Annotated in this window: 24 protein-coding genes; 18 read left to right on the top strand and 6 right to left on the bottom strand. The window is 69.5% G+C overall.

The window, feature by feature from the left end:
* Positions 1-70: 70 nt before the first annotated feature.
* Together AB4Z55_RS16825 and AB4Z55_RS16820 are read left to right on the top strand one after the other, a co-directional pair.
* Positions 71-1621 carry a DHA2 family efflux MFS transporter permease subunit gene (locus tag AB4Z55_RS16825; RefSeq protein WP_354559693.1) on the top strand — a complete coding sequence of 517 codons (1551 nt, stop codon included), beginning with the start codon at positions 71-73 and terminating at the stop codon, positions 1619-1621.
* A gap of 3 nt (positions 1622-1624) precedes the next feature.
* Positions 1625-2191, top strand: a complete 567-nt coding sequence (locus AB4Z55_RS16820; RefSeq protein ID WP_369520131.1) for a pyridoxamine 5'-phosphate oxidase family protein — start codon at positions 1625-1627, stop codon at positions 2189-2191.
* A gap of 18 nt (positions 2192-2209) precedes the next feature.
* Here AB4Z55_RS16820 and yaaA read toward each other — a convergent pair whose 3' ends face one another.
* Positions 2210-2992, bottom strand: coding sequence for a peroxide stress protein YaaA (gene yaaA / locus AB4Z55_RS16815; protein ID WP_180819256.1), 783 nt, complete (start codon positions 2990-2992; stop codon positions 2210-2212).
* Here yaaA and AB4Z55_RS16810 point away from each other — a divergent pair.
* On the top strand, positions 2991-4721 hold the full coding sequence (locus tag AB4Z55_RS16810; RefSeq protein WP_064571101.1) for a proline--tRNA ligase: 1731 nt from the start codon (positions 2991-2993) through the stop codon (positions 4719-4721). The genes yaaA and AB4Z55_RS16810 overlap by 2 nt on opposite strands.
* A 7-nt stretch (positions 4722-4728) precedes the next feature.
* Here the strand turns inward: AB4Z55_RS16810 and AB4Z55_RS16805 are convergent, their stop codons facing one another.
* Both AB4Z55_RS16805 and AB4Z55_RS16800 read right to left on the bottom strand, forming a co-directional pair.
* Positions 4729-5211: a ferritin-like domain-containing protein gene (locus AB4Z55_RS16805; protein ID WP_369520130.1), complete on the bottom strand. Its 483-nt coding sequence runs from the start codon at positions 5209-5211 to the stop codon at positions 4729-4731.
* Positions 5208-5771: a hypothetical protein gene (locus AB4Z55_RS16800; protein ID WP_369520129.1), complete on the bottom strand. Its 564-nt coding sequence runs from the start codon at positions 5769-5771 to the stop codon at positions 5208-5210. The genes AB4Z55_RS16805 and AB4Z55_RS16800 overlap by 4 nt, the downstream gene beginning before the upstream one ends.
* A 96-nt stretch (positions 5772-5867) precedes the next feature.
* Between AB4Z55_RS16800 and rimP the strand changes: the two genes are divergently transcribed.
* The 10 genes from rimP to truB all read left to right on the top strand — a co-directional run bounded on the left by rimP (position 5868) and on the right by truB (position 16276).
* Positions 5868-6464, top strand: a complete 597-nt coding sequence (rimP, locus tag AB4Z55_RS16795; protein ID WP_101818707.1) for a ribosome maturation factor RimP — start codon at positions 5868-5870, stop codon at positions 6462-6464.
* A 16-nt stretch (positions 6465-6480) separates the two neighbouring features.
* Complete coding sequence (gene nusA, locus AB4Z55_RS16790) at positions 6481-7491, top strand: transcription termination factor NusA (RefSeq protein ID WP_004572239.1); 1011 nt, start codon at positions 6481-6483, stop codon at positions 7489-7491.
* 103 nt (positions 7492-7594) lie between these two features.
* Complete coding sequence (locus AB4Z55_RS16785; protein WP_338085710.1) at positions 7595-7879, top strand: YlxR family protein; 285 nt, start codon at positions 7595-7597, stop codon at positions 7877-7879.
* Between the two features lie 99 nt (positions 7880-7978).
* On the top strand, positions 7979-10837 hold the full coding sequence (gene infB / locus AB4Z55_RS16780; RefSeq protein WP_369520128.1) for a translation initiation factor IF-2: 2859 nt from the start codon (positions 7979-7981) through the stop codon (positions 10835-10837).
* A 100-nt stretch (positions 10838-10937) separates the two neighbouring features.
* The gene (rbfA, locus tag AB4Z55_RS16775) at positions 10938-11390 is read left to right on the top strand and encodes a 30S ribosome-binding factor RbfA (protein ID WP_004021895.1); all 453 of its coding nucleotides are present in this window, start codon (positions 10938-10940) and stop codon (positions 11388-11390) included.
* A complete protein-coding gene (locus tag AB4Z55_RS16770) occupies positions 11387-12343 on the top strand; it encodes a bifunctional oligoribonuclease/PAP phosphatase NrnA (RefSeq protein ID WP_369520127.1) in 957 nt (318 codons plus the stop codon). The genes rbfA and AB4Z55_RS16770 overlap by 4 nt, the downstream gene beginning before the upstream one ends.
* Before the next feature lie 17 nt (positions 12344-12360).
* Positions 12361-13692 (top strand): MATE family efflux transporter, encoded by a 1332-nt coding sequence (locus AB4Z55_RS16765; protein ID WP_004021893.1) that lies wholly within the window; start codon positions 12361-12363, stop codon positions 13690-13692.
* A 28-nt stretch (positions 13693-13720) separates the two neighbouring features.
* Positions 13721-14722 (top strand): metallophosphoesterase, encoded by a 1002-nt coding sequence (locus AB4Z55_RS16760; protein WP_172622053.1) that lies wholly within the window; start codon positions 13721-13723, stop codon positions 14720-14722.
* Entirely contained in the window at positions 14719-15375 is a 657-nt protein-coding gene (locus AB4Z55_RS16755; RefSeq protein ID WP_239403431.1) for a 4'-phosphopantetheinyl transferase, read from the top strand. Before AB4Z55_RS16760 ends, AB4Z55_RS16755 begins: the two co-directional genes overlap by 4 nt.
* A gap of 1 nt (position 15376) precedes the next feature.
* Positions 15377-16276: a tRNA pseudouridine(55) synthase TruB gene (truB, locus tag AB4Z55_RS16750; RefSeq protein WP_004021890.1), complete on the top strand. Its 900-nt coding sequence runs from the start codon at positions 15377-15379 to the stop codon at positions 16274-16276.
* A gap of 27 nt (positions 16277-16303) precedes the next feature.
* Here the strand turns inward: truB and AB4Z55_RS16745 are convergent, their stop codons facing one another.
* On the bottom strand, positions 16304-16996 hold the full coding sequence (locus AB4Z55_RS16745; RefSeq protein ID WP_033203472.1) for a metal-dependent transcriptional regulator: 693 nt from the start codon (positions 16994-16996) through the stop codon (positions 16304-16306).
* Positions 16997-17072: 76 nt separating this feature from the next.
* Here AB4Z55_RS16745 and AB4Z55_RS16740 point away from each other — a divergent pair, with 76 nt between their 5' ends.
* The 3 genes from AB4Z55_RS16740 to AB4Z55_RS16730 all read left to right on the top strand — a co-directional run bounded on the left by AB4Z55_RS16740 (position 17073) and on the right by AB4Z55_RS16730 (position 21219).
* Entirely contained in the window at positions 17073-18041 is a 969-nt protein-coding gene (locus AB4Z55_RS16740) for a bifunctional riboflavin kinase/FAD synthetase (protein ID WP_081487019.1), read from the top strand.
* A gap of 146 nt (positions 18042-18187) precedes the next feature.
* Positions 18188-18457, top strand: a complete 270-nt coding sequence (gene rpsO / locus AB4Z55_RS16735) for a 30S ribosomal protein S15 (protein WP_004021887.1) — start codon at positions 18188-18190, stop codon at positions 18455-18457.
* Between the two features lie 473 nt (positions 18458-18930).
* On the top strand, positions 18931-21219 hold the full coding sequence (locus tag AB4Z55_RS16730; RefSeq protein ID WP_369520126.1) for a polyribonucleotide nucleotidyltransferase: 2289 nt from the start codon (positions 18931-18933) through the stop codon (positions 21217-21219).
* 72 nt (positions 21220-21291) lie between these two features.
* On the opposite strand, the gene AB4Z55_RS16725 is transcribed toward AB4Z55_RS16730, so the two are convergent.
* Complete coding sequence (locus AB4Z55_RS16725) at positions 21292-22032, bottom strand: hypothetical protein (RefSeq protein WP_369520125.1); 741 nt, start codon at positions 22030-22032, stop codon at positions 21292-21294.
* Between the two features lie 136 nt (positions 22033-22168).
* On the opposite strand from AB4Z55_RS16725, the gene AB4Z55_RS16720 reads away from it, so the two are divergent.
* Together AB4Z55_RS16720 and AB4Z55_RS16715 are read left to right on the top strand one after the other, a co-directional pair.
* Positions 22169-23650: a putative nucleotidyltransferase substrate binding domain-containing protein gene (locus AB4Z55_RS16720; protein WP_369520124.1), complete on the top strand. Its 1482-nt coding sequence runs from the start codon at positions 22169-22171 to the stop codon at positions 23648-23650.
* A 6-nt stretch (positions 23651-23656) separates the two neighbouring features.
* Entirely contained in the window at positions 23657-24436 is a 780-nt protein-coding gene (locus AB4Z55_RS16715; protein WP_369520123.1) for an NRDE family protein, read from the top strand.
* A 10-nt stretch (positions 24437-24446) separates the two neighbouring features.
* Here AB4Z55_RS16715 and ald read toward each other — a convergent pair whose 3' ends face one another.
* Entirely contained in the window at positions 24447-25562 is a 1116-nt protein-coding gene (gene ald / locus AB4Z55_RS16710; RefSeq protein WP_369520122.1) for an alanine dehydrogenase, read from the bottom strand.
* Positions 25563-25643 lie beyond the last annotated feature (81 nt).

Here is a 25643-nt window from a genome sequence, read left to right as displayed (position 1 = left end):
CCGAACCGGCGCCCGACCGAATCAACGGGGATTGGCATGTCCCGGCCGTCGGCCGGTACGGTCGTTCTCTATGTCGACTCCCGGACCTGTGAACACCGGAACCGTGAACACTGGAACGGTGAACAGCGAGCAGTTCCGTCCGGTCTTCGGCCTGCCGATCCTGGTGCTGTCCGGAATGCAACTGCTCGTCGTGCTCGACGGCACCGTCGCCGCGCTCGCGCTGCCGAGCATCCGGGACGCACTCGCCCTGTCGGAGTCGAGCGCCAACTGGGTCATCAGCAGCTATGTGCTGGCCTTCGGCGGGCTCATGCTCCTCGGCGGCCGACTCGGCGACACCTTCGGTCGCAAGCGGATGTTCATCGTCGGGGTCGTCGCCTTCACACTCACGTCATTGCTGTGTGGTCTGGCATGGAACGAGGCCAGTCTTCTCGCCGGGCGGGCTCTGCAGGGTGCGTCGGCCGCGATCGCGGCGCCGACCGCGATGGCCCTGGTCGCCACGACCTTCGCGCCCGGCAAACCGCGCAGCCAGGCCTTCGCGGTCTACGCGGCCATGACCGGTGTCGGCTCGGTGGCCGGGCTGATCCTCGGCGGGGTGCTGACCGAGTTGTCGTGGCGTCTGGTCTTCCTCATCAACGTGCCGATCGGTCTGATCGTCGTGGTCGGGGCGATCGTCGCGCTCCGGGAGTCCCAGGGCGAACGACTGCCCCTCGATGTCCCCGGCGCGGTCCTCGGCACGCTGGGCTGCACCCTGCTCGTACTCGCGGTGAACGAGGGACCGAACGGCTGGACCGCGCCGGTCGTCGTCGGGTCGTTCATCCTCGGCGCCCTCGCCCTGGCGGCGTTCATCGTGGTCGAACGTCGTGCCCGCAACCCGCTGCTGCCGTTCTCCCTCTTCGACAACAGCTCCCGTGTCGCGGCGCTGCTCGCGATCCTGCTGGCCAGCATGATCATGATGTGCATGGCGGTCTTCATCTCGCTGTACCTGCAGGGCATCCTGCAGTACTCACCGATCCAGAGCGGGCTCGCGGTGGTGCCCTTCGCGTTCGGACTCGGCATCGCCGCGGCGATCGCGTCGAAGCTGGCGCTGATGATCCAGCCGCGCTGGCTCGTCCTGGTCGGCGGCGCGGTGATCCTCGTCGGCTGCCTGTACGCATCGTCGATCGCGACCGACTCGCCGGATTATTTCCCGAGCATCTTCATCCCGGTCGTCGTCATCGGCTTCGGCGTCGGTCTGGCGGTCATCCCGCTGACCCTGTCCGTGGTGGCCGGGGTGGGCACCACCGAGATCGGACCGCTGACCGCACTGGCCCAGGTGGCGCAGAACCTCGGCGGCGCCGTCGGCCTGGTCGTCGTCGGTGCGATGGTGACCTCGCGAGCACTGTCGAAGGGCGGCACCACCGCGCCCGTGGAGACGATGAATCCCGCTCAGCTCGCGGCGCAGGCCGAGGGCTACGGACTGGCCTTCGGAGCCTGCGCCGGCATCGCCGTCCTCGCCGCGATCGTCGTGCTGTTCATGCGGTTCACGCCCGAACAGGTGGCCGAGGGACAAGCCGCTCAAGAAGCCGCCGACGCAGGCGTCGACGCCGAGACGAGCACCCCGGGCCACGACGCCCAGCGATGAGTTGTGACCGCCGGCGCGGTCGACCTCTGTATGGACGCCAAGAATCTCGCTGAGCTCTACGACATCGACATCCTCGACTGGCAACCCGTCGCGGCGCGACTGGCGGCCGGGGTGTCCCAGGCACCCGGCACCGGCGGTCCCGACCGGCACACGTGGTGGATCGCCACGATCAACTCCGACGGCAGTCCGCACGTCACCGGCATCGGGGCGCTGTGGCATCGAGACGCGCTGTGGCTCGAGACCGGACCCTCGACCCGGAAGGCGCGCAATCTCGCGCGCGACCCGCGCTGCACCCTGTCGGTCGCCCTCGACGACGCCGATCTCGTCGTCGACGGGCACGCGCGCCGGATCACCGAACCCGACATCGTCGCCGAACTCGCCGAACTGTGGGCGAGTGACGGCTGGCCGTGTCGCGTCGACGAGTCCGGGATCGCGCTGACCGCCGACTTCAGTGCGCCGTCGGCCGGCCCGCCGCCGTGGCACGTCTACCGCGTCGCACCGAGGAGGGCGACCGTTCTGCAGACCGTCGAGCCCGGTGGCGCGACGCTGTTCGAGTTCGACGAGCGGTAGCGCCCCATCGAGTTGGGGTCAGTCGGTCAGCACGACGATGCGGTCGGGAGCCTCGATCTCCACCCGCTGCCCGGCGTCGGCGAGGACCGCGGCCAGTCCGTCGATGTCGCGGACGGTGCGGCGCGTGCGGACCAATTCGCGCGCCATGAGGCCCTTGTAGTGCTTGTTGAAGTGGCTCACCACTTTGCGCGATCCGTCGGCCTGCTCGGTCATGACCGTCGCCGTCACCGCGTCGCGTACCGGTCCGAGCTGGTGGTAGACACCCGACCGCAGGTCCACGACGAAGTCGTCGACCGCGTCCAGCGCGGGGGACAGGTCCGATTTCCACAGCGCTGCCAGGGTCGGCATGCCGGGCAGCTTGGACCCGCCCGAGAGGCGGTAGGCGGGAATCGGATCGGGTGCTCGCACCACGCCGAACAGCGCCGAGCCGATCGCCAGCCGGTCGGCCGCCTTCGTCTTGCCCGCCCGGGTCAGCGACCGGTGGTCGAGCGCGTCGTACAGGACGCCGGTGTAGCGCTCGAGCGCCGGCCGCGTGGGCGAGAGCCAGAGTTCGGCGTTGCGGTCGACCTCGTCGAGCTGGGTGGCCCCAAGACCGAGCGCGGTGCGGCTGGCGTCGAGGTCGGCGGACAGGGCGACGAGCGCCTCGGCGAGCTGTTTGCGGACGGGGTTCAACTCGGGGAAGGACAGCGTGTCGAGATCCAGGGGAGCCCCGCGGCCGCCGTCGGATTTCGTCTCTGAGGGAGGCAGGATGACGAGCACCGCAACACCATAACTAAGCTGGTTGGTCGTGATCACACGCATGTCGACCCTGTTCCTGCGGACCCTGCGCGACGACCCCGCCGACGCCGAGGTCCCCAGCCACAAGCTGCTGGTCAGAGCCGGTTACGTCCGCCGGGTCGCACCCGGCGTGTACTCGTGGCTGCCGCTGGGATTGCGCGTGCTCAAGGCGATCGAGAACGTCGTCCGCGAGGAGATGAACGCCATCGGCGGCCAGGAGATCCTCCTGCCGGCCCTGCTGCCGCGTGAGCCCTACGACACCACCAACCGCTGGACCGAATACGGGGACGCGCTGTTCCGCCTCAAGGACCGCAAGGGTGCCGACATGCTCCTCGGCCCGACGCATGAGGAGCTGTTCGCGACCCTGGTCAAGGGCGAGTACTCGTCCTACAAGGACATGCCGGTCATCCTCTACCAGATCCAGACCAAGTACCGCGACGAGGAACGGCCGCGCGCGGGCATCCTCCGCGGCCGCGAGTTCGTGATGAAGGACGCCTACTCCTTCGACCTCGACGACGACGGGCTCAAGGCCGCCTACAACGCGCACCGCGAGGCCTACCAGAAGATCTTCGAGCGCTTGCGGATCGAGTACGTCATCGTCGCCGCGACCTCCGGCGCGATGGGAGGCAGTGCGTCCGAGGAGTTCCTGGCGGAGTCCGCGGTCGGCGAGGACACGTTCGTGCGCTGCGTCGAGTCCGGCTACGCCGCCAACGTCGAGGCGGTCATCACCCGCGCGCCCGACCCGTTGCCGTACGACGACCTGCCCGCGGCGGTCGTCCACGACACACCCGGTACCCCGACGATCGACAGCCTCGTCGACTGGGCGAACGCGACGCTCGACGGGCAGTACAGCGGCGCCGACACACTCAAGAACGTCTTGGTCAAACTCCGTGCGCCGGGTGGTGATTGGGAGATCACCGGCATCGGCGTCCCGGGTGACCGCGAGGTCGACTTCAAGCGTCTCGAGGCCTCGGTCGAGCCGGCCGAGGTGGAGTTGCTCACCGATGCCGACTTCGCCGCGAACCCCTTCCTGGTGAAGGGATACATCGGACCGAAGGCGCTGGCCGCGAACGGGGTCCGCTACCTCGTCGATCCGCGCGTCGTCGACGGGACCGCGTGGATCACCGGTGCCGACGAGCCGGGCCGGCACTACGTCGGGCTCGTCGCGGGTCGCGACTTCACGCCCGACGGAACGGTCGAGGCGGCCGAGATCCGGGACGGCGATCCGTCGCCCGACGGCGCCGGACCCCTGGTGAGCGCCAAGGGTATCGAGATCGGGCACATCTTCCAGCTCGGCCAGAAGTACACCGACGCCTTCGAGGTCGACGTCCTCGGCGAGAACGGCAAACCGGTCCGCCTCACGCAGGGGTCGTACGGGGTCGGGGTGTCGCGTCTGGTCGCGGTCATCGCCGAGCAGTCCCACGATGACAAGGGTCTGCGCTGGCCGAAGTCGGTGGCGCCGTTCGCCGTTCACCTCGTCATCGCCAACAAGGACGAGGCCGCCGTCGCGGGCGCCGAACAGCTCGCCGCCGACCTCGACGCGGCCGGGCTCGAAGTGCTCCTCGACGACCGGAAAGCCTCTCCGGGTGTGAAGTTCAAGGATGCCGAACTCCTCGGCATGCCGACCGTCGTGGTCGTCGGACGGGGATATGCCAACGGCACCATCGAGATCCGGGATCGCTTCACCGGAGAGGCCGCCGAGGTCGCGGTCGACGCCGCGGTCGACACGGTGGTGGCGGCCGCCCGGGCCTGATCGCGGCTCAGCCCTGTGCGGGAGACCCGGGGAACGCCACCGTGACCGGGCTCTCCTGCAGCACCACCCGCCACCGGGCGGCGCGCACCGAACTCTCGGTCAGTCCGTCGACGCCGATCCGCCGGCCGGTCTCGTCGTCGGCCTGTTCCAGCAATGCGCGATAGGCGACCGTGCAGTCGATCTCGGCGGCGAGGGCCGCGCGGGCCGCGGTGGTCGGATCGGTGACCTCGACGGGAAGCGTGTAACCGGCGGCGGCCGGCGGCGGTGTGTTCCCCGCCGCCTGGATCGCCCGCTCGATCTCGTCGCGACGCGCCCGGTGCGCGTCGGCGTAGTCGGCGACGGTGCGTCGGCGCGATGCGGCGACGAACGCGGTGATGACGCCGTAGGTGAAGACGGCGGCGTTCTCCGCCTCGGCGGCGACGGCGAGCGGATCGTCGGAATCGGCCTGTGCGGCCGGGCTGTTCGGGGTCGTGCTCAGTGGTGAGGTCATGCCAGCTGCACCTCTCGCATCGATGTGACCGCGGCGGCGACGGAGCCGGTGAGCCCGGAGACATACCCGCCCGCGGCGAGGGCGATCGTACGGGCCTGCAAGGCCGCGGCATCGAGATCGGTGCGGAGCCGGGCCAACGACGGTGCGGCGGGGGGCGCGCCCGCAGCCGAGGTCGCGGCGGTCGAGGAGGTGGCCGGGCGATCGAGGGTCGCCGCCACGTCCTGGTCGAGGCGGATGATCTCCTCACGCAGCGCGCGGGCGTGCTGCGCGCGCTGATCGGCCACGACCCCGAGCGCGGTAGCGTAGGCGGGCTCGACGGCGACCAGGGCGCGCGCGGTGCTCTCGTCGACGGTCGCCGACCGCACCAGAGGCACGAGGTCTTCGGCGAGGAGGGTCTCCGCGGAGGGTGACGAATCGCAACCGGTCAGTCCGACACCGGCCGCGCCGGCACCGATCACGGCGGCACCCGCGAGGAGTCCGCCGCGCAACGCCGTGCGCCGGTCGATCGGGTGCCGCACGGTCCGTCGCGCGATCGGGGGCATGCTCACCCGGGACATCATGCCAGCAGTTCTCCACCCGATCGATCCACTACGATGTTCGGAGCAACGTCGTGCGACACCCGGCACGGCCCGACAACTGAAGACGAGGGGAGTGGCATGCCGATCAGCCCGACGCACGTGAGCGAACTCGTCCAAAAGCTTGTCGCCGAACGGGGATTCGACCTCGAAGACGTCGCGGTACGCACCCGTGACGGTCAGGAGGAACTGTCGATCGTGGTCGACCGCGACGGCGGCAGCGACCTCGACGTCCTCGCCGGCCTCAGCACCGAGATCTCCGACCTCCTCGACGCCACCCCCGCTTTCGCCGACCTCGCATATGTGCTCGAGGTGACCTCGCGCGGCGTCGAGAGCCCACTGACCCTGCCCCGGCACTGGCGCCGCAACACCGGCCGCCGGGTGGTCGTCGAGCTGACGGGCGACCCCGGCTCGCCCGCGCGCACGGTCACCGGCCGCATCGGCAGGCTGCTCGACGACCCGGCCCCGGCGGTCGAGGTGGTCGCGAACCACAAGGGACGGATAGCGGTGGAGACGGTCGAGCTCGGCTCGGTGACCACGGCCGTGGTGCAGGTCGACTTCTCCCAGCCCAGCGTCCGCGAACTGGAACTGTGCGGCCTCGAACCGCACGAGATCGAGGCGCGCCGCGCACCCGCCGCGGCACGCCGGCTGGACACGACAACCGAACACGACAAGTGAATAGGAGACCGACGACATGAACATCGACATCGCCGCCCTGCGAATGATCGAGGCCGACAAGGGCATCTCGATCGAGACCGTCATCACGGCGATCGAGACCGCGCTGCTGACCGCCTACCGGCACACCGACGGATTCGCGCCGCACGCCCGCGTCGACGTCAACCGCAAGTCCGGCGCAGTCCGTGTGATGGCACAGGAGGTCGACCAGGACGGCAATGTCGTCCACGAGTGGGACGACACCCCCGAGGGATTCGGACGCATCGCGGCGACGACCGCGCGGCAGGTCATCCTGCAACGTCTGCGCGACGCGGAGAACGAGAAGAACTTCGGCGACCTCGTGGCCCACGAGGGCGAGATCGTCGGTGGCGTCGTGCAGCAGGACTCACGCGCCAACGCCCGGGGCATGGTCGTCGTCCAGATCGGCAGCGACGCCAACTCCACCGAGGGGATCATCCCGCCCGCCGAGCAGGTGCCCGGCGAGGTCTACACCCACGGCGACCGGATCAAGTGCTACGTGGTCGGGGTCAGCCGTGGACCCCGCGGACCCCAGATCACCCTGTCCCGGACCCACCCGAACCTGGTGCGCAAGCTGTTCTCGCTCGAAGTGCCCGAGATCGAGGACGGCAGCGTCGAGATCGTCGCCGTGGCGCGGGAGGCCGGACACCGGTCGAAGATCGCCGTACACACCGGGGTCTCCGGCCTCAACGCCAAGGGCGCGTGCATCGGGCCGATGGGTCAGCGCGTGCGCAACGTGATGAGCGAACTCGCCGGCGAGAAGATCGATATCATCGACTTCGACTCCGACCCGGCGGCCTTCGTCGGGAATGCACTGTCACCCGCGAAGGTTGTGTCGGTGACCGTTGTCGACGCCGAACTCAAGGCCGCGCGAGTCGTCGTGCCCGACTACCAGCTCTCGCTGGCCATCGGCAAAGAAGGCCAGAACGCCCGACTCGCGGCCCGGCTGACGGGGTGGCGGATCGACATCCGATCCGACGCCGCGCCGGCCGCCGAGGCGGGGCAGGAGTGACGCGCGCGACGGTCGATTGTCCTCCGCGCGTTCGCTCGCGCTAGACTGATCGATGGTTCAGCGATCCGCCCCACGGTCGCCCGCCGACGGCACACCCATCCGGATGTGCATCGGCTGTCGGCAGCGGGCAGAGGCCGTCGAGTTGGTTCGTGTCGTGGCGCAACTGCGCGACGGCACCCCGACAGTCGTGGTCGATCCCGCGAAGACCATGCCGGGGCGAGGCGCGTGGCTGCACGCGCGGGCGGAGTGCATCTCCACCGCGACGCGACGCCGGGCCTTCGCCACGGCGCTCCGGACCCCCGGTCTGACCGTGGACCCGGACGATCTCACCGAACAGCTCGGCGCGATCACCCACCAGAGGAAGGCTCCCCGGAGCCAGAACAGGTAGCAGAAGACATGAGCACACCGTGAAGTCACGATGAGCATGTACCGGACTTAAATCGAGGCCGTAGCGGGTGAGCCGCTTGGCCTCCAAGTGAGGAGAGCAGTGGCAGGCAAAGCCCGCGTGCACGAACTGGCCAAGGAACTCGGCGTCACCAGCAAACAGGTGCTCGAGCGACTCAAGGAACAGGGCGAGTTCGTCAAATCGGCGTCGTCGACGGTAGAGGCCCCCGTGGCCCGTCGACTGCGTGAATCATTCCCCGGCAAGGACGGGGGAGCCAAGGACTCCAAGTCGTCCCCGGCCCCCGGCCCGCGCCAGAGCGCAAAGCCCGGACCCAAGCCGTCCGGCACCACCGGTGCACCGAAGCCCGGTGCATCTGCGACCCCGGCGGCACCCGCCGCCGACCGCCCGAGCCCCGGTCCGCGTACCGGCGGCCCGAAGCCCGGCGCACCCAAGCCCGCACCCGCACCGGTGGAGACCCCGGCGCCGGCTGCGCCCGCACCGGCGGCGGAACGTCCCAGCCCGAAGCCCGCCCCCGCGGCACCCGCCCCGCAGGCCCCGGCCGCGTCGGCGGCACCTGCGGCCCCGGCACCGTCCCCGGGCGCGCGTCCCGGCCCGAAGCCGGGCCCGCGCACACCGCGGGTGGGCAACAACCCGTACTCGTCGGCACCGGCGCCCGCGCCGCGTCCGGCTGCCCGTCCCGGTCCGGGACAGGGCGGTCCGCGTCCCGGCGGCGGTCGTCCCGGCCCGGCCGGCCAGGGTGGTCCGCGTCCCGGCGGCGGTCGTCCCGCTCCCGGTCAGGGCGGCCCCCGACCCAATCCCGGCAACATGCCCCCGCGCCCGAGTCCCGGCGCCATGCCGTCGCGCGCGGCCCGTCCGGACGCCCGCCCGGGTGGTCGTGGCGGACCCGGCGGTGGCGGCGGCCGTGGCGGTGGCGGCGGCGGATACCGCGGTGGCCCCGGTGGCGGCGGCGGTGCACCCGGTGCACCCGCAGGTGGCGGCTTCCGCGGTCGTCCCGGTGGCGGTGGCGGCCGTGGACGCGGCGGCGCAGCAGGCGCCTTCGGTCGTCCCGGTGGTGCACCGCGCCGCGGTCGCAAGTCGAAGCGGGCGAAACGCGCCGAATACGAGAACATGCAGGCACCGGCCGTCGGTGGCGTCCGGCTGCCGCGCGGCAACGGCGAGATCATCCGTCTCGCCCGTGGCGCGTCGCTGTCCGATTTCGCCGACAAGATCGACGCCAACCCGGCATCGCTGGTCCAGGCGTTGTTCAACCTCGGCGAGATGGTCACCGCGACCGAGTCGGTCAACGACGAGACACTCGAGCTGCTCGGCTCGGAGATGAACTACCGCGTCCAGGTGGTCAGCCCCGAGGACGAGGACCGCGAGCTCCTCGACAGCTTCGACCTCACCTACGGCGAGGACGAGGGCGGCGAGGAAGACCTCGAACAGCGTCCGCCCGTGGTCACCGTCATGGGCCACGTCGATCACGGTAAGACCCGACTGCTCGACACGATCCGCAAGGCCAACGTCCGTGAGGGCGAGGCCGGCGGTATCACCCAGCACATCGGTGCCTACCAGGTGAACACCCACCTCAACGGCGAGGATCGCCTGATCACCTTCATCGACACCCCGGGTCACGAGGCGTTCACCGCCATGCGTGCCCGCGGTGCCAAGGCGACCGACATCGCGATCCTCGTGGTCGCGGCCGACGACGGCGTCATGCCGCAGACGGTGGAGGCGGTCAACCATGCCCAGGCGGCCGACGTGCCGATCGTGGTCGCGGTGAACAAGATCGACAAGGAAGGCGCCGACCCGCAGAAGATCCGCGGACAGCTGACCGAATACGGTCTGATCCCCGAGGAGTACGGCGGCGACGCCATGTTCGTCGACATCTCGGCCAAGCAGGGCGAGAACATCGACGCGCTGCTCGAGGCCGTCCTGCTCACCGCGGACGCGTCGCTCGACCTGCGGGCCAACCCGGACATGGACGCCCAGGGTGTCGCCATCGAGGCGCACCTCGACCGCGGCCGTGGCCCGGTGGCGACCGTGCTGGTCCAGCGCGGCACGCTGAAGGTCGGCGACTCGATCGTCGCCGGTGACGCCTACGGACGTGTCCGTCGCATGGTCGACGAGCACGGCGACGACGTCCCCGAGGCGCTGCCGTCGCGTCCGGTCCAGGTCATCGGTTTCACCTCGGTCCCCGGCGCAGGCGACAACCTGCTCGTGGTCGAGGAGGACCGCATCGCCCGGCAGATCGCCGACCGGCGCAACGCGCGCAAGCGCAACGCGCTGGCCGCACGCAGCCGCAAGCGGATCAGCCTGGAAGACCTGGATTCGGCGCTCAAGGAGACCAGCCAGCTCAACCTCATCCTCAAGGGTGACAACTCGGGTACGGTCGAGGCCCTCGAAGAGGCGCTGCTGAACATCGAGATGGGCGACGAGGTCTCGCTGCGGATCATCGACCGCGGCGTGGGTGGCGTGACCGAGACCAACGTCAACCTGGCGGCGGCCTCGGATGCGATCATCATCGGCTTCAACGTCCGTGCGGAGGGCAAGGCCACCGAGCTGGCCAACCGCGAGGGCGTCGACATCCGGTACTACTCGGTGATCTACCAGGCCATCGACGAGATCGAGAGCGCGCTCAAGGGCATGCTCAAGCCGATCTACGAAGAGGTGGAGCTCGGCCGCGCCGAGATCCGCGCGATCTTCAAGTCGTCGAAGGTCGGCAACATCGCCGGTTGTCTCGTGCAGTCGGGCATCATGCGGCGCAACGCCAAGGCCCGCCTGTTGCGCGACAACGTGGTGGTCGCCGAGAACCTCACCGTCTCCTCGCTCAAGCGCGAGAAGGACGATGCCACCGAGGTTCGCGAAGGCTACGAATGTGGTCTCACGCTGACCTACTCGGACATCAAGGTGGACGACGTGATCGAGACCTACGAGCTGCGGGAGAAGCCGCGCGACTGATCGCGGCAGCGACTGCCCTCGTACGACATCTCGACAGCTGTGGTGCGCGCCGACCGGTTTCCGGTCGGCGCGCACGCAGCGCTACGGAAGGAGTCCTGTAATGGCTGATCCGGCACGAGCTCAGCGCCTGGCCAAGCGGATCTCGTCGATCGTCGCGTCGGCGATCGCGCACGAGATCAAGGATCCGCGACTGGCGTATGTCACCGTCACCGATGCCCGGGTGACCAACGACCTGCACGACGCGACGATCTACTACACCGTGATGGGCGAATCCATCGATGCCGAGCCCGATGTCGAGGCCGCGGCCGCGGGGCTGGCGAAAGCGACCGGCGTGCTGAGGTCGAAGGTCGGCGCGGGCACCGGGGTGCGCTTCACCCCGACCCTGCGTTTCGTGCTCGACACGGTGCCCGACGCGGCACGTCAGATGGAGGAGCTCGTCGCCCGCGCCCGCGCGAACGACGAAATCGTCGCCCGGCGTGCGGCGGAGGCGAAGCCGGCGGGCGATTCGGACCCGTACCGTTCGGCGGACGACTCCACCGGTACCGAAGAGTGAGCGGTTCGTCGAGCGCGGCGATCGCCGCGACGCTGGCCTCTGCGACCGCGGTGACCATCTGCTGTCATGTCCGCCCCGATGCGGACACGATCGGCAGTGGTCTGGCGCTGGGGCTGGCACTCGACCGCCGGGGCGTCGACGTCGAGGTGTCCTACCCGGGGACCGAGCAACTGCCGGCGTCGCTCGCCGGGCTGCCCGGCAGCAAGCTGCTGTGTTCGCCCGCGCAGGTCGTCGGACATCCGCTCGTGGTGTCGGTCGACGCCGCCAACCTCGATCGTCTCGAGTCGCTCGGCGCGACGTTCACCGCGGCGCAGACCTCGGTTGTGATCGACCACCATGCGTCGAATCCCGGCTTCGGGGACCTCGACCTGGTCGACCCGGACGCCGACTGCACCGCGGTCCTGGTGCTCGACGTCCTCGACGACCTGGGCGTCGAACTCGACGCCGACATCGCCACCTGCATCTACGCCGGTCTCAGCACCGACACCGGTTCGTTCCGGTGGGCTCGTCCGGCGTCGTTCCGGGTGGCGGCCCGACTCCTCGAGACCGGCGTCGACGCGCGGAGGTGGAGCCGCATCCTGTTCGACTCGCATCCGTTCGCGTGGTTCTCGATGATGTCGGGCGTCCTGGCGTCGGCGCAGCTCGCCCCGTCGGCGTGCAACGGCGAGGGTCTCGTCTACGCGATCGTCGATCACCAGGCACTGGCCGGGATGAGTTGGGACGAGGCCGAGAGCGTGATCGACACGATCCGTACCGCGCGCGAAGCCGAGGTGGCCGCGGTCTTCAAAGAGAGCGAGCCGGGGAGGTGGACGGTCTCGCTGCGATCCAAGGACATCGTCGATCTCGTCCCGATCGCCCGGGCCCATGGTGGCGGCGGACATCGTCAGGCCTCCGGGTACAGCGACACCGGTACCGCTGACGACGTGGTCGCCAGGTTGCTGGAGTCGCTCTGAGCGAGGATTCCCCAGGCGTGGCGCGCATCGCCACGCTGACCGTCTCGGCTCTCGCGGTTCTCATCGCGCCTCCGCTCTACCTCCTGCTGGACCTTGCCGTCGTGGGACGTCTGGGCGGCGAACAACTGGCCGCACTGGGAGTCGGCACCCTGGTGCTCTCGATCGTCAGCACCCAACTGACCTTCCTGTCCTACGGCACCACGGCCCGGTCCGCGCGACGCTTCGGTTCCGGTGACCGGCCCGGTGCGGTCGTCGAAGGCGTGCAGGCGAGTTGGATCGCGGTGGCGGTCGGCATCCTGATCGTCGCGGTGGCGTATCCGTGTGCCCCGGTCGTGATGCGCCTGCTGGTCGGAACGTCGTCGCCGGAGTCGGCCGCGGTCGCCCAGGACGCGGCGGGCTGGCTGCGGATCGCGATGTTCGGTGTCCCGCTGATCCTGTTGTCGATGGCGGGCAACGGGTGGATGCGCGGAGTGCAGGACACGCGTCGTCCGGTCGTCTACGTCGTGGTCGGCCTGTCCCTCGCCGCGGTGCTCGTCGTCGGCCTGGTCCACGGCATCGGCCCGTTCCCGCGTCTGGGCCTCGACGGCAGCGCGGTGGCCAACGTGATCGGACAGGGTGTGACCGGCATGCTGTTCGCCGTGCGAGTGGTCCGTGAGGCGCGACGGGTCCCGGGTTCGCGCGCCTTCGCGCCCGACTGGTCGATCATCCGCGCCCAGCTGGTCATGGCGCGTGATCTGGTCGTGCGCAGTCTGTCGTTCCAGATCTGCTTCGTGTCCGCGGCCGCAGTCGCCGCCCGATTCGGGGTGGCCCAGGTCGCCGCTCATCAGCTGGTGCTGCAGCTGTGGGAGTTCATGGCGCTGTTCCTCGACTCGCTGGCCATCGCCGCCCAGGCCCTGGTCGGCGCCGCACTCGGTGCGGGACGCCTCGGCGCCGCCGACTCCGTGGCCCGTCGCGTCACCGCGGTGTCCGTGGTCGCCGCCACCGCGATGGGTGCACTGTTCGCCGCCGGCGCGACGCTGATCCCGCGCATCTTCACCTCCGACGCCGCGGTCCTCGATGCCGTGGGTGTGCCGTGGTGGTTCTTCGTCGGGATGCTGCCGATCGCCGGGGTGGTCTTCGCGCTCGACGGCGTCCTGCTCGGCAGCGGCGACGCCGCCTTCCTGCGCACCGCGACACTCACCGGCGCCCTGGTCGGCTTTCTGCCACTGATCTGGCTGTCGCTGGTGTTCGACTGGGGCCTCGCCGGCGTCTGGTCGGGCCTGGTGGTGTTCATGCTCGTCCGGCTGGCCACCGTGGTGTGGCGGATCCGATCCGGACGCTGGCGGCAGGCGGGTGCGGTCCGCGCCTGAGACCGCGACTCTGGCACGATGGATCCTCGTGGCTACTCTGTGGGCGATCAGCGATCTGCACATCGCACATCGGGGCAACGAGCACATCATCGACAGCATTCGGCCGACGTCGCCGGAGGACTGGCTCATCGTGGCCGGTGATGTCGCCGAACGCACCGACGACGTCGTCGACACCTTGCGTCGACTGCGGGCGCGCTTCGCCACCGTCGTCTGGGTGCCGGGCAATCACGAGCTGTACACGACGGCCAAGGATCCGCTGCAGGTGTTCGGGGTCGCGCGCTACGACTACCTGGTGCAGGCCTGCCGCGACATCGGTGTGGTCACCCCGGAGGACATCTATCCGCTCTTCGACCCGGGTGACGGCTCGGATCCGGTCCGCGTGGTCCCGATGTTCCTGCTCTACGACTACACCTTCCGCCCCGAGGGCACGGCGAACAAGCTGACCGCGCTCGCGCTCGCCCGGGAGCGCAACGTGGTGGCGACCGACGAGTTCCTGCTGTCGCCCGAGCCGTTCCCCACCCGCGACGCCTGGGGGCGAGCGCGGATCGAGATCACCCGACGCCGGCTGGAGGCCATCGATCCGGCCGAGAAGACGATCCTGATCAATCACTGGCCCCTGCGTCGGGAACCGTGCGACGCACTCATCTATCCCGAGTTCGCCCTGTGGTGCGGCAGCGAACTGACGGCCGACTGGCACACCGAGTTCAACGCGGCCTGCTGTGTCTACGGCCATCTCCACATCCCGCGGACCACCTGGTACGACGGCATCCGGTTCGAAGAGGTGTCGGTCGGCTACCCGCGGGAATGGAAGCGTCGCGGACTGCCGAATCCGTTGATGCGCAACATCGTTCCCGGCGATGGGCTCGGCGCGGCCGATCTGCCCGAGCACGGGGTCCGGTTCGATCTGCCCCCGGACTATGCCGAACGCGCCGCCGAGTTCCGCCAGCGCGTCGAGCAGCGGCAGGCGGAGCGCCGCACCCGACAGGCCGAGAGACAGGCCGAACGCCAAGCACGAGAGGACAACCGATGATCGAGCAACTCCTGCCGGCGGGCGTCGCCTCGGCGGAGGCGTTCGCCGACCCGCCCGGTCTGGTCCTGATGCCGGCCGAGCAGAGCCTGATCTCCCGTGCGGTGGAGAAGCGCCGCCGCGAGTTCACCACCGTCCGGCACTGCGCCCGCCAGGCGCTGGGCGAGCTCGGTCACGAGCCGGTCCCGATCCTCAAGGGCGACAAGGGTGCACCCGTCTGGCCGGCCGGGATCGTGGGCAGCCTCACACACTGCGACGGCTATCGCGCCGCGACGGTGGCGTATGCCATGTCGGTGCGGTCCCTCGGCATCGACGCCGAACCGCACGACGCCCTGCCCGACGGCGTGCTCGAGCACACCAGTCTGCCGGCCGAGCGGGAGGTCCTCGCGACGCGATCGGGCGACCTGCACTGGGACCGATTGCTGTTCTGTGCCAAAGAGGCCACCTACAAGGCGTGGTTCCCGGTCGCCAAGCGCTGGCTGGGTTTCGAGGACGCGCACATCACCTTCGAGCAGTCCACCCCGACGTCGGGCACGTTCACCTCGCGCATTCTCATCGACCCGGCCGCGACCGACGGGGGGCCGCCGCTGCTCGAGTTCTCCGGTCGCTGGCTGGTCGAGCGGGGCATCATCACCACCACGATCGCGCTGACCTGACGTGGCCGACGCAACCATCGAGAACGCCGGGCTGCTCGTCGTCGACAAGCCGGCCGGTATGACGAGCCACGACGTCGTCTCGCGCTGCCGGAAGATCTTCAACACCCGCCGCGTCGGCCATGCGGGCACCCTCGACCCGATGGCGACCGGCGTCCTGGTCGTCGGGATCGAGAGGGCCACAAAACTTCTCGGTCTGTTGTCGCTGACCACGAAGTCCTACACGGCGACGATCAGGCTCGGTGCGTCCACGACGACCGACGACCGCGAGGGGGAGATCCTTTCCACCGCGGACGCATCCGGGGTGTCCGATACCGAGATCGCCACGGCGATGGTCGAACTCACCGGTGACATCCAGCAGGTCCCGGCGAAGGTCAGCGCGATCAAGGTCGACGGCCGACGGGCGCACGCGCTCGTGCGTACCGGCGCCGACTTCGACCTCGCGGCGCGCCCGGTCACCGTGTCCCGCTTCGAGCTGCTCGCCACCCGACGCGACGGGGAGTTCGTCGATCTCGATGTGGTGGTGGACTGTTCGTCGGGTACCTACATCCGATCACTGGCACGCGATCTCGGCGCCGCCCTGGAACTCGGCGGGCACCTCACCGAACTCCGCCGGACCGCGGTCGGCCCGTTCACGCTCGACCATGCGCGCACGCTCGACGACGTGCGCGAGGAGCCGCGCGTCAGCCTCGACATCGACGAGGCGGTCAAGATCTCGTTCCCGCGCCGGGACATCGACGACGACGAGGCCGAGTCGATCAGTCAGGGACGGTGGCTGGAGCCGATCGGACGCAAGGAGATCTATGTCGTCGTCGACCCGCGGGAGCAGGCGATCGCGCTGATCCAGGAGAAGGGTCGTCGCGCGAGTTCGGTGATGGTGGTCCGGCCGGCGACGCTGCGCTGACGCCGGTGACCGCGCTCCCGGACCGGGTCAGGCGCGCGGGACGACGAAGATGGCGCGCGCGGCGATGTCGCCGAGGTCGATCGGATCGGCATCGTCGAGCGACACCGAGATCGTGCCCGCGAACGGGCGTTTCTCGGCGACGGTCACCACGCAGTCGAGCGCGACGCCCACCTGATCGAAGTAGCGCAGCATCTCGGGATCGGTGTCGGAGATCCGGGCGATGGCGCCCGACGCCCCCACATCCAGGTCGGCCAGCAGGGCCGCGTCCGGCGCGGGGATCGTGCCGTCCAGGGCGGGGATCGGGTCACCATGTGGATCCCGGTCGGGGAAACCGAGTTTCGCGTCCAGCCGGGCCATCAGACGGTCGGAGACCGCGTGCTCGAGGATCTCCGCCTCATCGTGCACCTCGTCCCACCGGTATCCGAGTTCGCGCACCAGGAAGGTCTCGATCAGACGATGGCGGCGCACCATCAGGATGGCCGCGGATCGACCCTCGTCGGTCAGGGTGACCGCGCCGTACGGTTCGTGGGAGACGAATCCCTGGTCGGCGAGCTTGCGGATCGCCTCCGAGGCGGTGGATGCGGACACACCGAGGGACTGGGCCAGCAGCTTGGTGGTGACCTTGACGTCCTCCCACTCCTGGCTGGTCCAGATCACTTTCAGATAGTCCTGGGTCACCTGTGACAGTTCTGTCACCGGACGATCCGATCCCCGAGGCATGACCAAGAGCTTAACCCCACCGCAAACGCGAGTGGCGGTGGTGGTTTGGAACACCGGGTGCCCGTAGTCTGGTCGCGTGTTGCGATGGCGAGGTCTGGACGACATCCCCGCGGACTGGGGACGGTGCGTGGTCACCATCGGTGTCTTCGACGGTGTCCACCGGGGACACGCCGAGCTCATCAGCGCCGCCACCACGGCGGCGAAGGAGCACGGGGTGCCGGCGGTGCTGATGACATTCGATCCGCATCCGTCCGAGGTGGTCCGGCCGGGATCCCATCCGCCGCAACTGACGACGCTGACGCGGCGCGCCGAGCTGGCCGAGGAACTCGGCATCGACGTCTTCTGCGTCATGCCGTTCACCCCCGAACTCGCCGCCCGGTCGCCGAAGGACTTCGCCCACGACATCCTCGTGGAGACGTTGCACGCCGCCGTCGTGGTGGTCGGCGACAACTTCACCTTCGGTCGCAAGGCGGCCGGGGACGTGTCCAAGCTCGCCGAACTCGGTGGGAAATTCGGCTTCTCGGTGGAATCGGTGTCGCTGTTTGGTGAACACGCGGTGACGTTCTCGTCGACCTACATCCGTTCCTGTGTCGCGGCCGGTGACGTGGACCGTGCCACCGAGGCGCTCGGTCGACCGCATCGGGTCGAGGGCGTCGTGGTGCGTGGCGACGGCCGCGGCCGCGACCTGGGCTACCCGACGGCCAATGTGGCGCCGCCGATGTACGCCGCCATCCCGGCCGACGGCGTCTACGCCGCCTGGTTCACGATCCTCGGCGCCGGTCCGGTCGTCGGCGAGGTCGAGCCGGGGGAGCGGTACGAGGCCGCGGTGTCGGTGGGCACCAATCCGACGTTCTCCGGCCGGACTCGCACCGTCGAGGCGTTCGTGCTCGACAAGAGTGCCGATCTGTACGGCCAGCACGTCGCCGTCGACTTCGTCCATCGCATCCGCGGCATGGAGCAGTTCGACGGCGTCGACGACCTGATCACCGCGATGGGTGACGACGTCACGAAGACCAGGGAGATCCTGGCCGCGGCCGAGAGCTGAGGGTTCACGGCCCGCTCGCTGCGCTCCCGGCGCCGATTTGGGCCGCGTCCCACCCGGGCTGTAGCCTGATCAGTCGGTGTTGCTGCAGTCCGCGGTGGCGCACCGTTGTCGTTTCGGACGCGGTACTGAGAAACAGGAGTATCTCCATGGCTTTGACTGTCGAGCAGAAGAAGGAAATCCTCGCCGAGTACGGTCTGCACGAGACCGACACCGGTTCGCCCGAGGCCCAGGTCGCGATGCTGACCAAGCGCATCACCGACCTCACCGAGCACCTGAAGCAGCACAAGCACGACCACCACAGCCGGCGCGGCCTGCTCCTGCTGGTCGGACGCCGTCGTCGTCTGCTCAAGTACGTCGCCAAGGTCGACATCAACCGCTACCGTTCGCTCATCGAGCGCCTCGGCCTGCGTCGCTGATCCCACGACTTCGACCGGCCGCCCCCGAATCCGGGGGCGGCCGGTTTGTCGTATGCATGTTCGTCGTATTGAGGTATTGACAGTCGGCGGTGATACGCTGACAGACGGATCGTGCCGGAACTCGAGGCAGTACGGAACGACCAGCCAGATCGGTCCTCGGTAGTGGCCGCCGGAAACCTCGCCCGGGCAATCCCCGGGCGCGCAGGATTCCGGCCGCTTCGATCGAAGGCCGTCTGAGCACTCATCCGGCGCAGATACGCTGCGCCATTCACCGTGCTGCCGCGCATTCTCGGCGCGTTCTGGGTCGGTCCGATCCGCGCGTGCGCTCTCGAGGACATGTCCGCTCGATGCGGCATGTGAGTACGTGCTGCGCACCTCCGCGATGACCACCCCCAACCGCACAAGCGGCCGACTTCGCGTGGCCGCGTCAGACGGCCGCCACCGGCAGCCGCTACGAAGGGATTCCACCCCACATGACAGATGTGAACACGACCGAAGACTTCGCCGACGACTACGACGACGCCATCACCGAGGCGACCGCCGTCATCGACAACGGGAGCTTCGGCACCCGCACGATCCGGTTCGAGACCGGACGCCTCGCGCTGCAGGCCGCCGGGTCGGTCACCGCCTACCTCGACGACGAGAACATGCTGCTCTCGACCACCGCGGCGTCGAAGCACCCGAAGGAGCACTTCGACTTCTTCCCGCTCACCGTGGACGTCGAGGAGCGGATGTACGCCGCCGGACGCATCCCCGGATCGTTCTTCCGTCGCGAGGGCCGCCCCTCGACCGACGCGATCCTGACCTGTCGCCTCATCGACCGTCCGCTGCGCCCGTCGTTCGTCGACGGTCTCCGCAACGAGATCCAGGTCGTCGTGACCGTCCTCTCGCTCAACCCCAACGACCTCTACGACGTCGTCGCGATCAACGCCGCGTCGGCCTCGACCCAGCTCGCCGGCCTTCCGTTCTCCGGCCCCGTCGGCGGCGTGCGCGTCGCGCTCATCCCGACCGAGGAGAACAAGGCCGGACAGTGGGTCGCGTTCCCGACCGTCGAGCAGCTCGAGGGCGCCGTGTTCGACATGGTCGTCGCGGGCCGCATCGTCGCCGGCTCCGGTGACACCGCCGACGTCGCGATCATGATGGTCGAGGCAGAGGCCACCGACAACGTCATCGACCTCGTCGCCGGTGGCGCACAGGCGCCGACCGAGGCGATCGTGGCCGAGGGCCTCGAAGCCGCCAAGCCGTTCATCGCCCGCCTCTGCGAGGCGCAGAAGTCCCTGGCCGCCGCCGCGGCCAAGGAGACCGCCGAGTTCCCGCTGTACCCGCCGTACCAGTCGGACGTCTACGACGCCGTGGCCGCCGCTGCCACCGATCGCCTGTCGGAGATCCTGACGATCGCGGGCAAGCAGGAGCGCGACGACAAGACCGACGAGCTCAAGGCCGACATCCTGGCCCAGCTCGGCGAGCAGTTCGAGGGTCGCGAGAAGGAGATCGGCGGCGCCTACCGGTCGCTGACCAAGAAGCTCGTGCGCCAGCGCATCCTGACCGACCACTTCCGCATCGACGGTCGCGGCATCACCGACATCCGCGCGCTCTCGGCCGAGGTCGCGATCATCCCGCGCGCCCACGGCAGTGCGCTGTTCGAGCGCGGCGAGACCCAGATCATGGGTGTCACCACTCTCGACATGGTCAAGATGGCGCAGCAGATCGACTCGCTCGGACCCGAGACGTCCAAGCGGTACATGCATCACTACAACTTCCCGCCGTACTCGACCGGTGAGACCGGTCGCGTCGGGTCGCCCAAGCGTCGCGAGATCGGCCACGGTGCTCTCGCCGAGCGTGCCCTGATGCCGGTGCTGCCGAGCGTCGAGGACTTCCCGTATGCGATCCGTCAGGTCTCCGAGGCACTGAGCTCCAACGGCTCGACGTCGATGGGCTCGGTCTGCGCGTCGACCATGTCGCTGCTGAATGCCGGTGTGCCGCTGCGCGCCCCGGTCGCCGGTATCGCCATGGGTCTCGTCTCCGACACCGTCGACGGCGAAACCCGTTATGTCGCACTGACCGACATCCTCGGCGCCGAGGATGCGTTCGGCGACATGGACTTCAAGGTCGCGGGCACCAAGGACTTCGTGACGGCCCTGCAGCTCGACACCAAGCTCGACGGCATCCCGTCGCAGGTGCTCGCGGGTGCGCTCAGCCAGGCCAAGGACGCCCGGCTGACCATCCTCGACGTGATGGCCGAGGCCATCGACGAGCCGGACGAGATGAGCCCGTTCGCGCCGCGGATCACCACCATCAAGATCCCGATGGACAAGATCGGTGAGCTGATCGGCCCCAAGGGCAAGACGATCAACGGCATCACCGAGGAGACCGGCGCGAACGTCTCCATCGAGGACGACGGCACCGTGTTCGTCGGCGCCGCCGACGGCCCGTCCGCGCAGGCCGCGATCGACCGCATCAACGCGATCGCGAACCCGCAGCTGCCGAAGGTCGGGGAGCGTTTCCTCGGCACCGTCGTCAAGACCACCGCGTTCGGTGCGTTCGTGTCGCTGCTGCCGGGTCGCGACGGCCTGGTGCACATCTCGAAGCTCGGCAAGGGCAAGCGCATCAACAAGGTCGAGGACGTCGTGAACGTGGGCTCCAAGCTCCGCGTGGAGATCGCCGACATCGACGAGCGCGGCAAGATCAGCCTCGTCCCGGTCGACGACGACGCCGACAAGGCGGAGGCACCGGCTGCCGAGGCAGCCACCGCAGACGCCTGATCTGACACCGAGTGGGTCCGGAAGGGGCCCGTCGTCCATGCGGACGGCGGGCCCCTTCGCCGTGTCGTGGCTCTACCGACGATCGGGTTCGTCGAACCAGATCTCGAATCCGTCGGTCCAGGCCGTTCCGGAGCCGGCGATCTGCTCGTACAGACCCTCGATGGTCTGGGCCGTCGAGATCGCCTGGTCGGGGTTCTGGGTACCGAAGTTCCCGCTCGAGGAGATCCCGACGAGGACGTACCGGCCGGCGCGGGTCTCCTGGTACCAGGGCGACCCGGAGTCGCCGCCCAGGACGACGAGCTCGGCGTTGACGAGCCGGTGTTCGGGTGCCGCGTCCTGATGCAGCAGTCCCGTCACGGTGCCGACTGTCGTGCCGGTGCGTTCACCGGTCTTGGCCACCGGTTCGCCGACCTCGGGGTCGGCCGCCGTCACGAACACCGGGTCCACGTCCCATTCGTCCTCGATCGCGATGACGGTGTAGCCGCGGGGATCGGCGAGGGTGATCGACCCGTCCGGGGTGCCGCCGTCGTCCTTCCATTCCACGACCTCGCCGATCGGCTCGCCGTCGGTGGTGGTGACCTCGTCGCCGACACCGTCGGCGCAGTGTCCGGCGGTGACCGCGAGACGGTCGCCGTCGGCATTGGTCCCGAAGAATCCGATGGAGCACAGTCCGTCGCCGATCAGGATGCCCTGCCCGGCGGTGAGCGTGTCGGCGTACCGGGGCGTGACCGCGGTTGCGGGGGTTGCGGTGCCCAGCGCCACGGCCAGGGCGGCCAGCAGGGTGGTCGCGGCGGCGACGTGAGGCTTGATCATCGGGGTGTCCTTTGCTCCGAGCGGGTGTCTGCTCCGTTGGAGTGCCGCACGGGTCCTGTGGTGTCCGGCCCGACCCGGAATCATCCGACCGGCCGACGGCCCGGTCGGTCGCGACGCGCGCCTAGACTCTGCAGAGATGTCCGGTGAGGAGAAGGTGCAGCTGACGGTCGCGCGCCGTCGCGACGCCGGCGACGTCTCCGCCGCGCGCGCCGTCGCCGAACTCCTGCGCACCGCACCGGTGATCGGCCGGGCCGACATGACCGTCCGTCAGGCGGCCGCGCTGATGACCGAGCGCGGACAGGATTATGTGGTCATCCCGCTGCCGGACCGACGCCACGGTGTGCTGACCGACGGCGACATCCGGGCCGAGGTGGTCGCGGCCGGGCGCAGCGTCGACACCGAGGTCGGGGAGATCGTGACGGAGCCGGCGTTCGTCGTCGATGCCGGGGCGGCCGCCGTGGACGTCCTGACCGAACTCGTCGATCGTGACCTCTCGATCGTCCCGGTGTGCGACGCCGACGGCGATGTGGTCGGTGTCGTCGGTCCCGGCGATTTCGTCGCCGACCCGGCGGGTGCCGGAATCCCTCTGCGCGAACAGATCCGGCGGTCGATCGACGTCGACGAGCTGCAGGGGCACGCGCGCCGCCTGCCGCAGTTCGTCGCCGACCTGGTGCGCCGCGACCGGCCGCCGTACGAGATCACCCGCGCGGCGTCCCTGATCGTCGATTCGGTCGTCGGTCGTGCGCTCGATGTCGTCCTCGCCGCCCATCCCGAGCTCGATCCGGCGGCGTTCACCTGGCTGTCGCTGGGCAGCACCGCCCGTCGGGAACCGGTCTTGAGCTCCGACGTGGATTCGGCTGTCTCTCTCGGTGATTCGGTCGCCGACGAGATCGATCGGTACCGGGCGGCGTTCGGTGAGGTCGACGAGGTGTTGCGGAACGCTGGACTGCGGGTCGACGCCAACGGCGCCCTCGCATCGAAGCCGCTGTTCGCGCGGACGCACTCGCAGTGGCAGGCGGCGGCGCGGGGCTGGATCGACGACCCGCTCGCGGGCAAGGGGATGATCTTCACGTCGCTGATGCTCGACGGCCGGCCGGTCCGCGGGGGCGGCGCGTCGTCGGCGACGCCGGCGGTGGCGATGATCGCCGGCCTGCGGCGTGACCCGAGGACGATGAATCTGCTTCTGGCCGAGACTCTGTCGAGGCGTGCCCGGTTGCGCTCCCGGCGTGATGTGCTGACCGGGCGGGGCAACGTCGTCGACATCAAGAAGCATGCGGTCACACCGCTGGTCAACATCGCGCGATGGGCTGCGGTCAGTGTCGGTTCGACCGACGTCGACACCCGGGGCCGTCTGCGCGCGGCGTCCGGCAGCGAGATGCTGCCGGACGAGCAGGCGTCGATGCTCATCGAGGTCTTCGACGTGTTGCAGCGCGTCCGACTGCGATATCAGGTCGCGCAGTTCGACAACGGCGACCCGCCCGGCGATCGGTTCGACGTCAGACAGTTGTCCCCGCTGGACCGCAGCCTCCTCGGGCAGGCGGTCCGCGAGATCGCCGGTGTGCAGCGGCGGATGTCCACCATGAGCCGACTCCTCCCCGGACCCGAGCAGGTGACCTGAGACCCGATGTGTCTGATCCTCTTCGCGTGGAACGCCCACCCCACCCGGCGTCTGATCGTCGCCGCCAACCGGGACGAGCAGCACCGCCGCCGCACGTTCGCGCTGTCGCACTGGGACGACCTGCCGATCCTCGGGGGTCGCGATGCCGTCGCCGGCGGGACGTGGATGGCCGTCTCGGCGGAGACGCCCGACCGGGTGGCGATGGTCACGAACGTTCGCGTCGGTCCGGCTCGACGAACCGGAATCCGTTCGCGCGGACAGCTTCCGGTGGACTATCTGGTCGGTGACGACGATCCGAAGGTGTACGCGCACCGGGTCGTCGACGACGCTGCCGCGTACGACCCGGTCAATCTGCTCGTCGCCGATCGGAACGAGCTGTGGTGGATGACGAACTGGCCGGAGCCGCGCGCCGAGCGGGTTGCCGACGGCGTGCACGGTCTCTCCAACGGGGCCCTGGACAACGACTGGCCGAAGGTCGTCGACGGTGCGGCGGCGCTGGGTGAGCTGGTCGAGGCGGAGGGCGCCGATCCAGCCGCCGCCACCCTGGACGAGTCCTACTTCGCCATGCTGGCCGACCAGGATCGGCCGGACCCGGCGAGGCTGCCCGACACCGGCGTCGGCCCACAGGCCGAGGCGGCGCTGTCGTCGATGTTCATCAACATCCCCGGATACGGCACCCGGGCGTCGACCCTTCTGCGGGTCGGGCACGACGGCCACGGATCGATGACCGAGCGACGCTATGGCTGGCGTGCGCGACGTCGAGGCACCACGACGCTGACCTTCTGACCGCTTGTGCTCAGTTGTGCGCGAAGGGGTTCGGCGACACTTCCAGGTCGAGTGCGGCGCCGACCTCCGCGGTGAACAGTTCGCCGTCTCGCGTGCTCAGCCCCGAGGCGAGTGCCGGGTCGGCCGCGCACGCCTTCGTCGGTCCCGAATCGGCCAGCCGGAGGACGTGCGGGAGGGTCGCGCCGGTGAGCGCCTGGGTCGACGTACGCGCGACATTGCCGGGCATGTTCGCGACGCAGTAGAAGACGGTCTCGTGGACGGCGAAGGTCGGATCATCATGCGTGGTGGGCCGGGAGTCCTCGAAACAACCACCCTGGTCGATCGCGACGTCGACGAGCACCGCGCCCGGCTTCATCCGGGCGACAGTGCTGTTCGAGACGAGGACCGGTGCCTTGGCGCCCGGGACGAGAACGGCTCCGATCACCAGGTCGGCGTCGACGACGGCGGCCTCGATCGCGAGTGCCGTGCTGTACCGGGTGTGCACGCGACCGCCGAAGCGGGCGTCGACGGCCCGCAGTTTGGCGATGTCGATGTCGAAGACGGTGACCTGGGCGCCCATACCGAGCGCGATCTGGGCCGCGTTGACGCCGCTGACGCCACCGCCGAGAACGACGACGTCGGCGGGCTCGGTTCCCGGGACGCCGCCCATCAGTACGCCCCGGCCACCCGCCGAACGCATCAGGTGGTAGGCGCCCACCTGCGGTGCGAGGCGTCCGGCGACCTCGCTCATCGGGGCCAGGAGGGGGAGTGCACCGTCGGCGCTGCGGACCATCTCGTAGGCGATGGAGGTGATGCCCGAGGCAAGCAGTGCCTGTGTGCACTCTCGGCCCGCCGCGAGGTGAAGGTAGGTGAACAGGGTCTGATCCCGGCGCATCAGCGGGAACTCGGAGGCGATCGGTTCCTTGACCTTCAGCAGCAGATCGGCCTGCTCCCACACCTCGGCGGCCGATCCCAGGATCTGAGCGCCCGCGGCCTTGAAATCGTTGTCGGGAATCGCCGAGCCCTCACCCGCACCGGCCTGGATCACGACGTCGTGACCGCGATTGTGGAGTTCGGCGACGCCGGCCGGGGTGATGGCCACCCGGTACTCGTGGTTCTTGATCTCGGTGGGGATGCCGATACGCATGGTGACTCCGTACTGGTTGCGTCTCCTGAATGTTCCTCGATGAACTGATTCCAGCGTGAAGGAACGTCGACCGTGTCACAA

This window comes from Gordonia sp. ABKF26 (assembly GCF_041103195.1).
GTDB classification, from domain to species: Bacteria; Actinomycetota; Actinomycetes; order Mycobacteriales; family Mycobacteriaceae; genus Gordonia; species Gordonia terrae.
This window is presented reverse-complemented; position numbering and strand designations above follow the sequence as displayed.

Excerpts from the sequence above, each read along its gene's own strand:
- AB4Z55_RS16825 (WP_354559693.1), top strand. The coding sequence starts at position 71 with ATGTCGACTCCCGGACCTGTGAACACCGGAACCGTGAACACTGGAACG.
- AB4Z55_RS16810 (WP_064571101.1), top strand. The coding sequence starts at position 2,991 with ATGTCGACCCTGTTCCTGCGGACCCTGCGCGACGACCCCGCCGACGCC.
- yaaA (WP_180819256.1), bottom strand. The coding sequence starts at position 2,992 with ATGCGTGTGATCACGACCAACCAGCTTAGTTATGGTGTTGCGGTGCTC.
- AB4Z55_RS16805 (WP_369520130.1), bottom strand. The coding sequence starts at position 5,211 with ATGACCTCACCACTGAGCACGACCCCGAACAGCCCGGCCGCACAGGCC.
- AB4Z55_RS16800 (WP_369520129.1), bottom strand. The coding sequence starts at position 5,771 with ATGATGTCCCGGGTGAGCATGCCCCCGATCGCGCGACGGACCGTGCGG.
- rimP (WP_101818707.1), top strand. The coding sequence starts at position 5,868 with ATGCCGATCAGCCCGACGCACGTGAGCGAACTCGTCCAAAAGCTTGTC.
- nusA (WP_004572239.1), top strand. The coding sequence starts at position 6,481 with ATGAACATCGACATCGCCGCCCTGCGAATGATCGAGGCCGACAAGGGC.
- AB4Z55_RS16785 (WP_338085710.1), top strand. The coding sequence starts at position 7,595 with ATGTGCATCGGCTGTCGGCAGCGGGCAGAGGCCGTCGAGTTGGTTCGT.
- rbfA (WP_004021895.1), top strand. The coding sequence starts at position 10,938 with ATGGCTGATCCGGCACGAGCTCAGCGCCTGGCCAAGCGGATCTCGTCG.
- AB4Z55_RS16755 (WP_239403431.1), top strand. The coding sequence starts at position 14,719 with ATGATCGAGCAACTCCTGCCGGCGGGCGTCGCCTCGGCGGAGGCGTTC.
- AB4Z55_RS16745 (WP_033203472.1), bottom strand. The coding sequence starts at position 16,996 with ATGCCTCGGGGATCGGATCGTCCGGTGACAGAACTGTCACAGGTGACC.
- rpsO (WP_004021887.1), top strand. The coding sequence starts at position 18,188 with ATGGCTTTGACTGTCGAGCAGAAGAAGGAAATCCTCGCCGAGTACGGT.
- AB4Z55_RS16730 (WP_369520126.1), top strand. The coding sequence starts at position 18,931 with ATGACAGATGTGAACACGACCGAAGACTTCGCCGACGACTACGACGAC.
- AB4Z55_RS16725 (WP_369520125.1), bottom strand. The coding sequence starts at position 22,032 with ATGATCAAGCCTCACGTCGCCGCCGCGACCACCCTGCTGGCCGCCCTG.
- AB4Z55_RS16720 (WP_369520124.1), top strand. The coding sequence starts at position 22,169 with ATGTCCGGTGAGGAGAAGGTGCAGCTGACGGTCGCGCGCCGTCGCGAC.
- AB4Z55_RS16715 (WP_369520123.1), top strand. The coding sequence starts at position 23,657 with ATGTGTCTGATCCTCTTCGCGTGGAACGCCCACCCCACCCGGCGTCTG.
- ald (WP_369520122.1), bottom strand. The coding sequence starts at position 25,562 with ATGCGTATCGGCATCCCCACCGAGATCAAGAACCACGAGTACCGGGTG.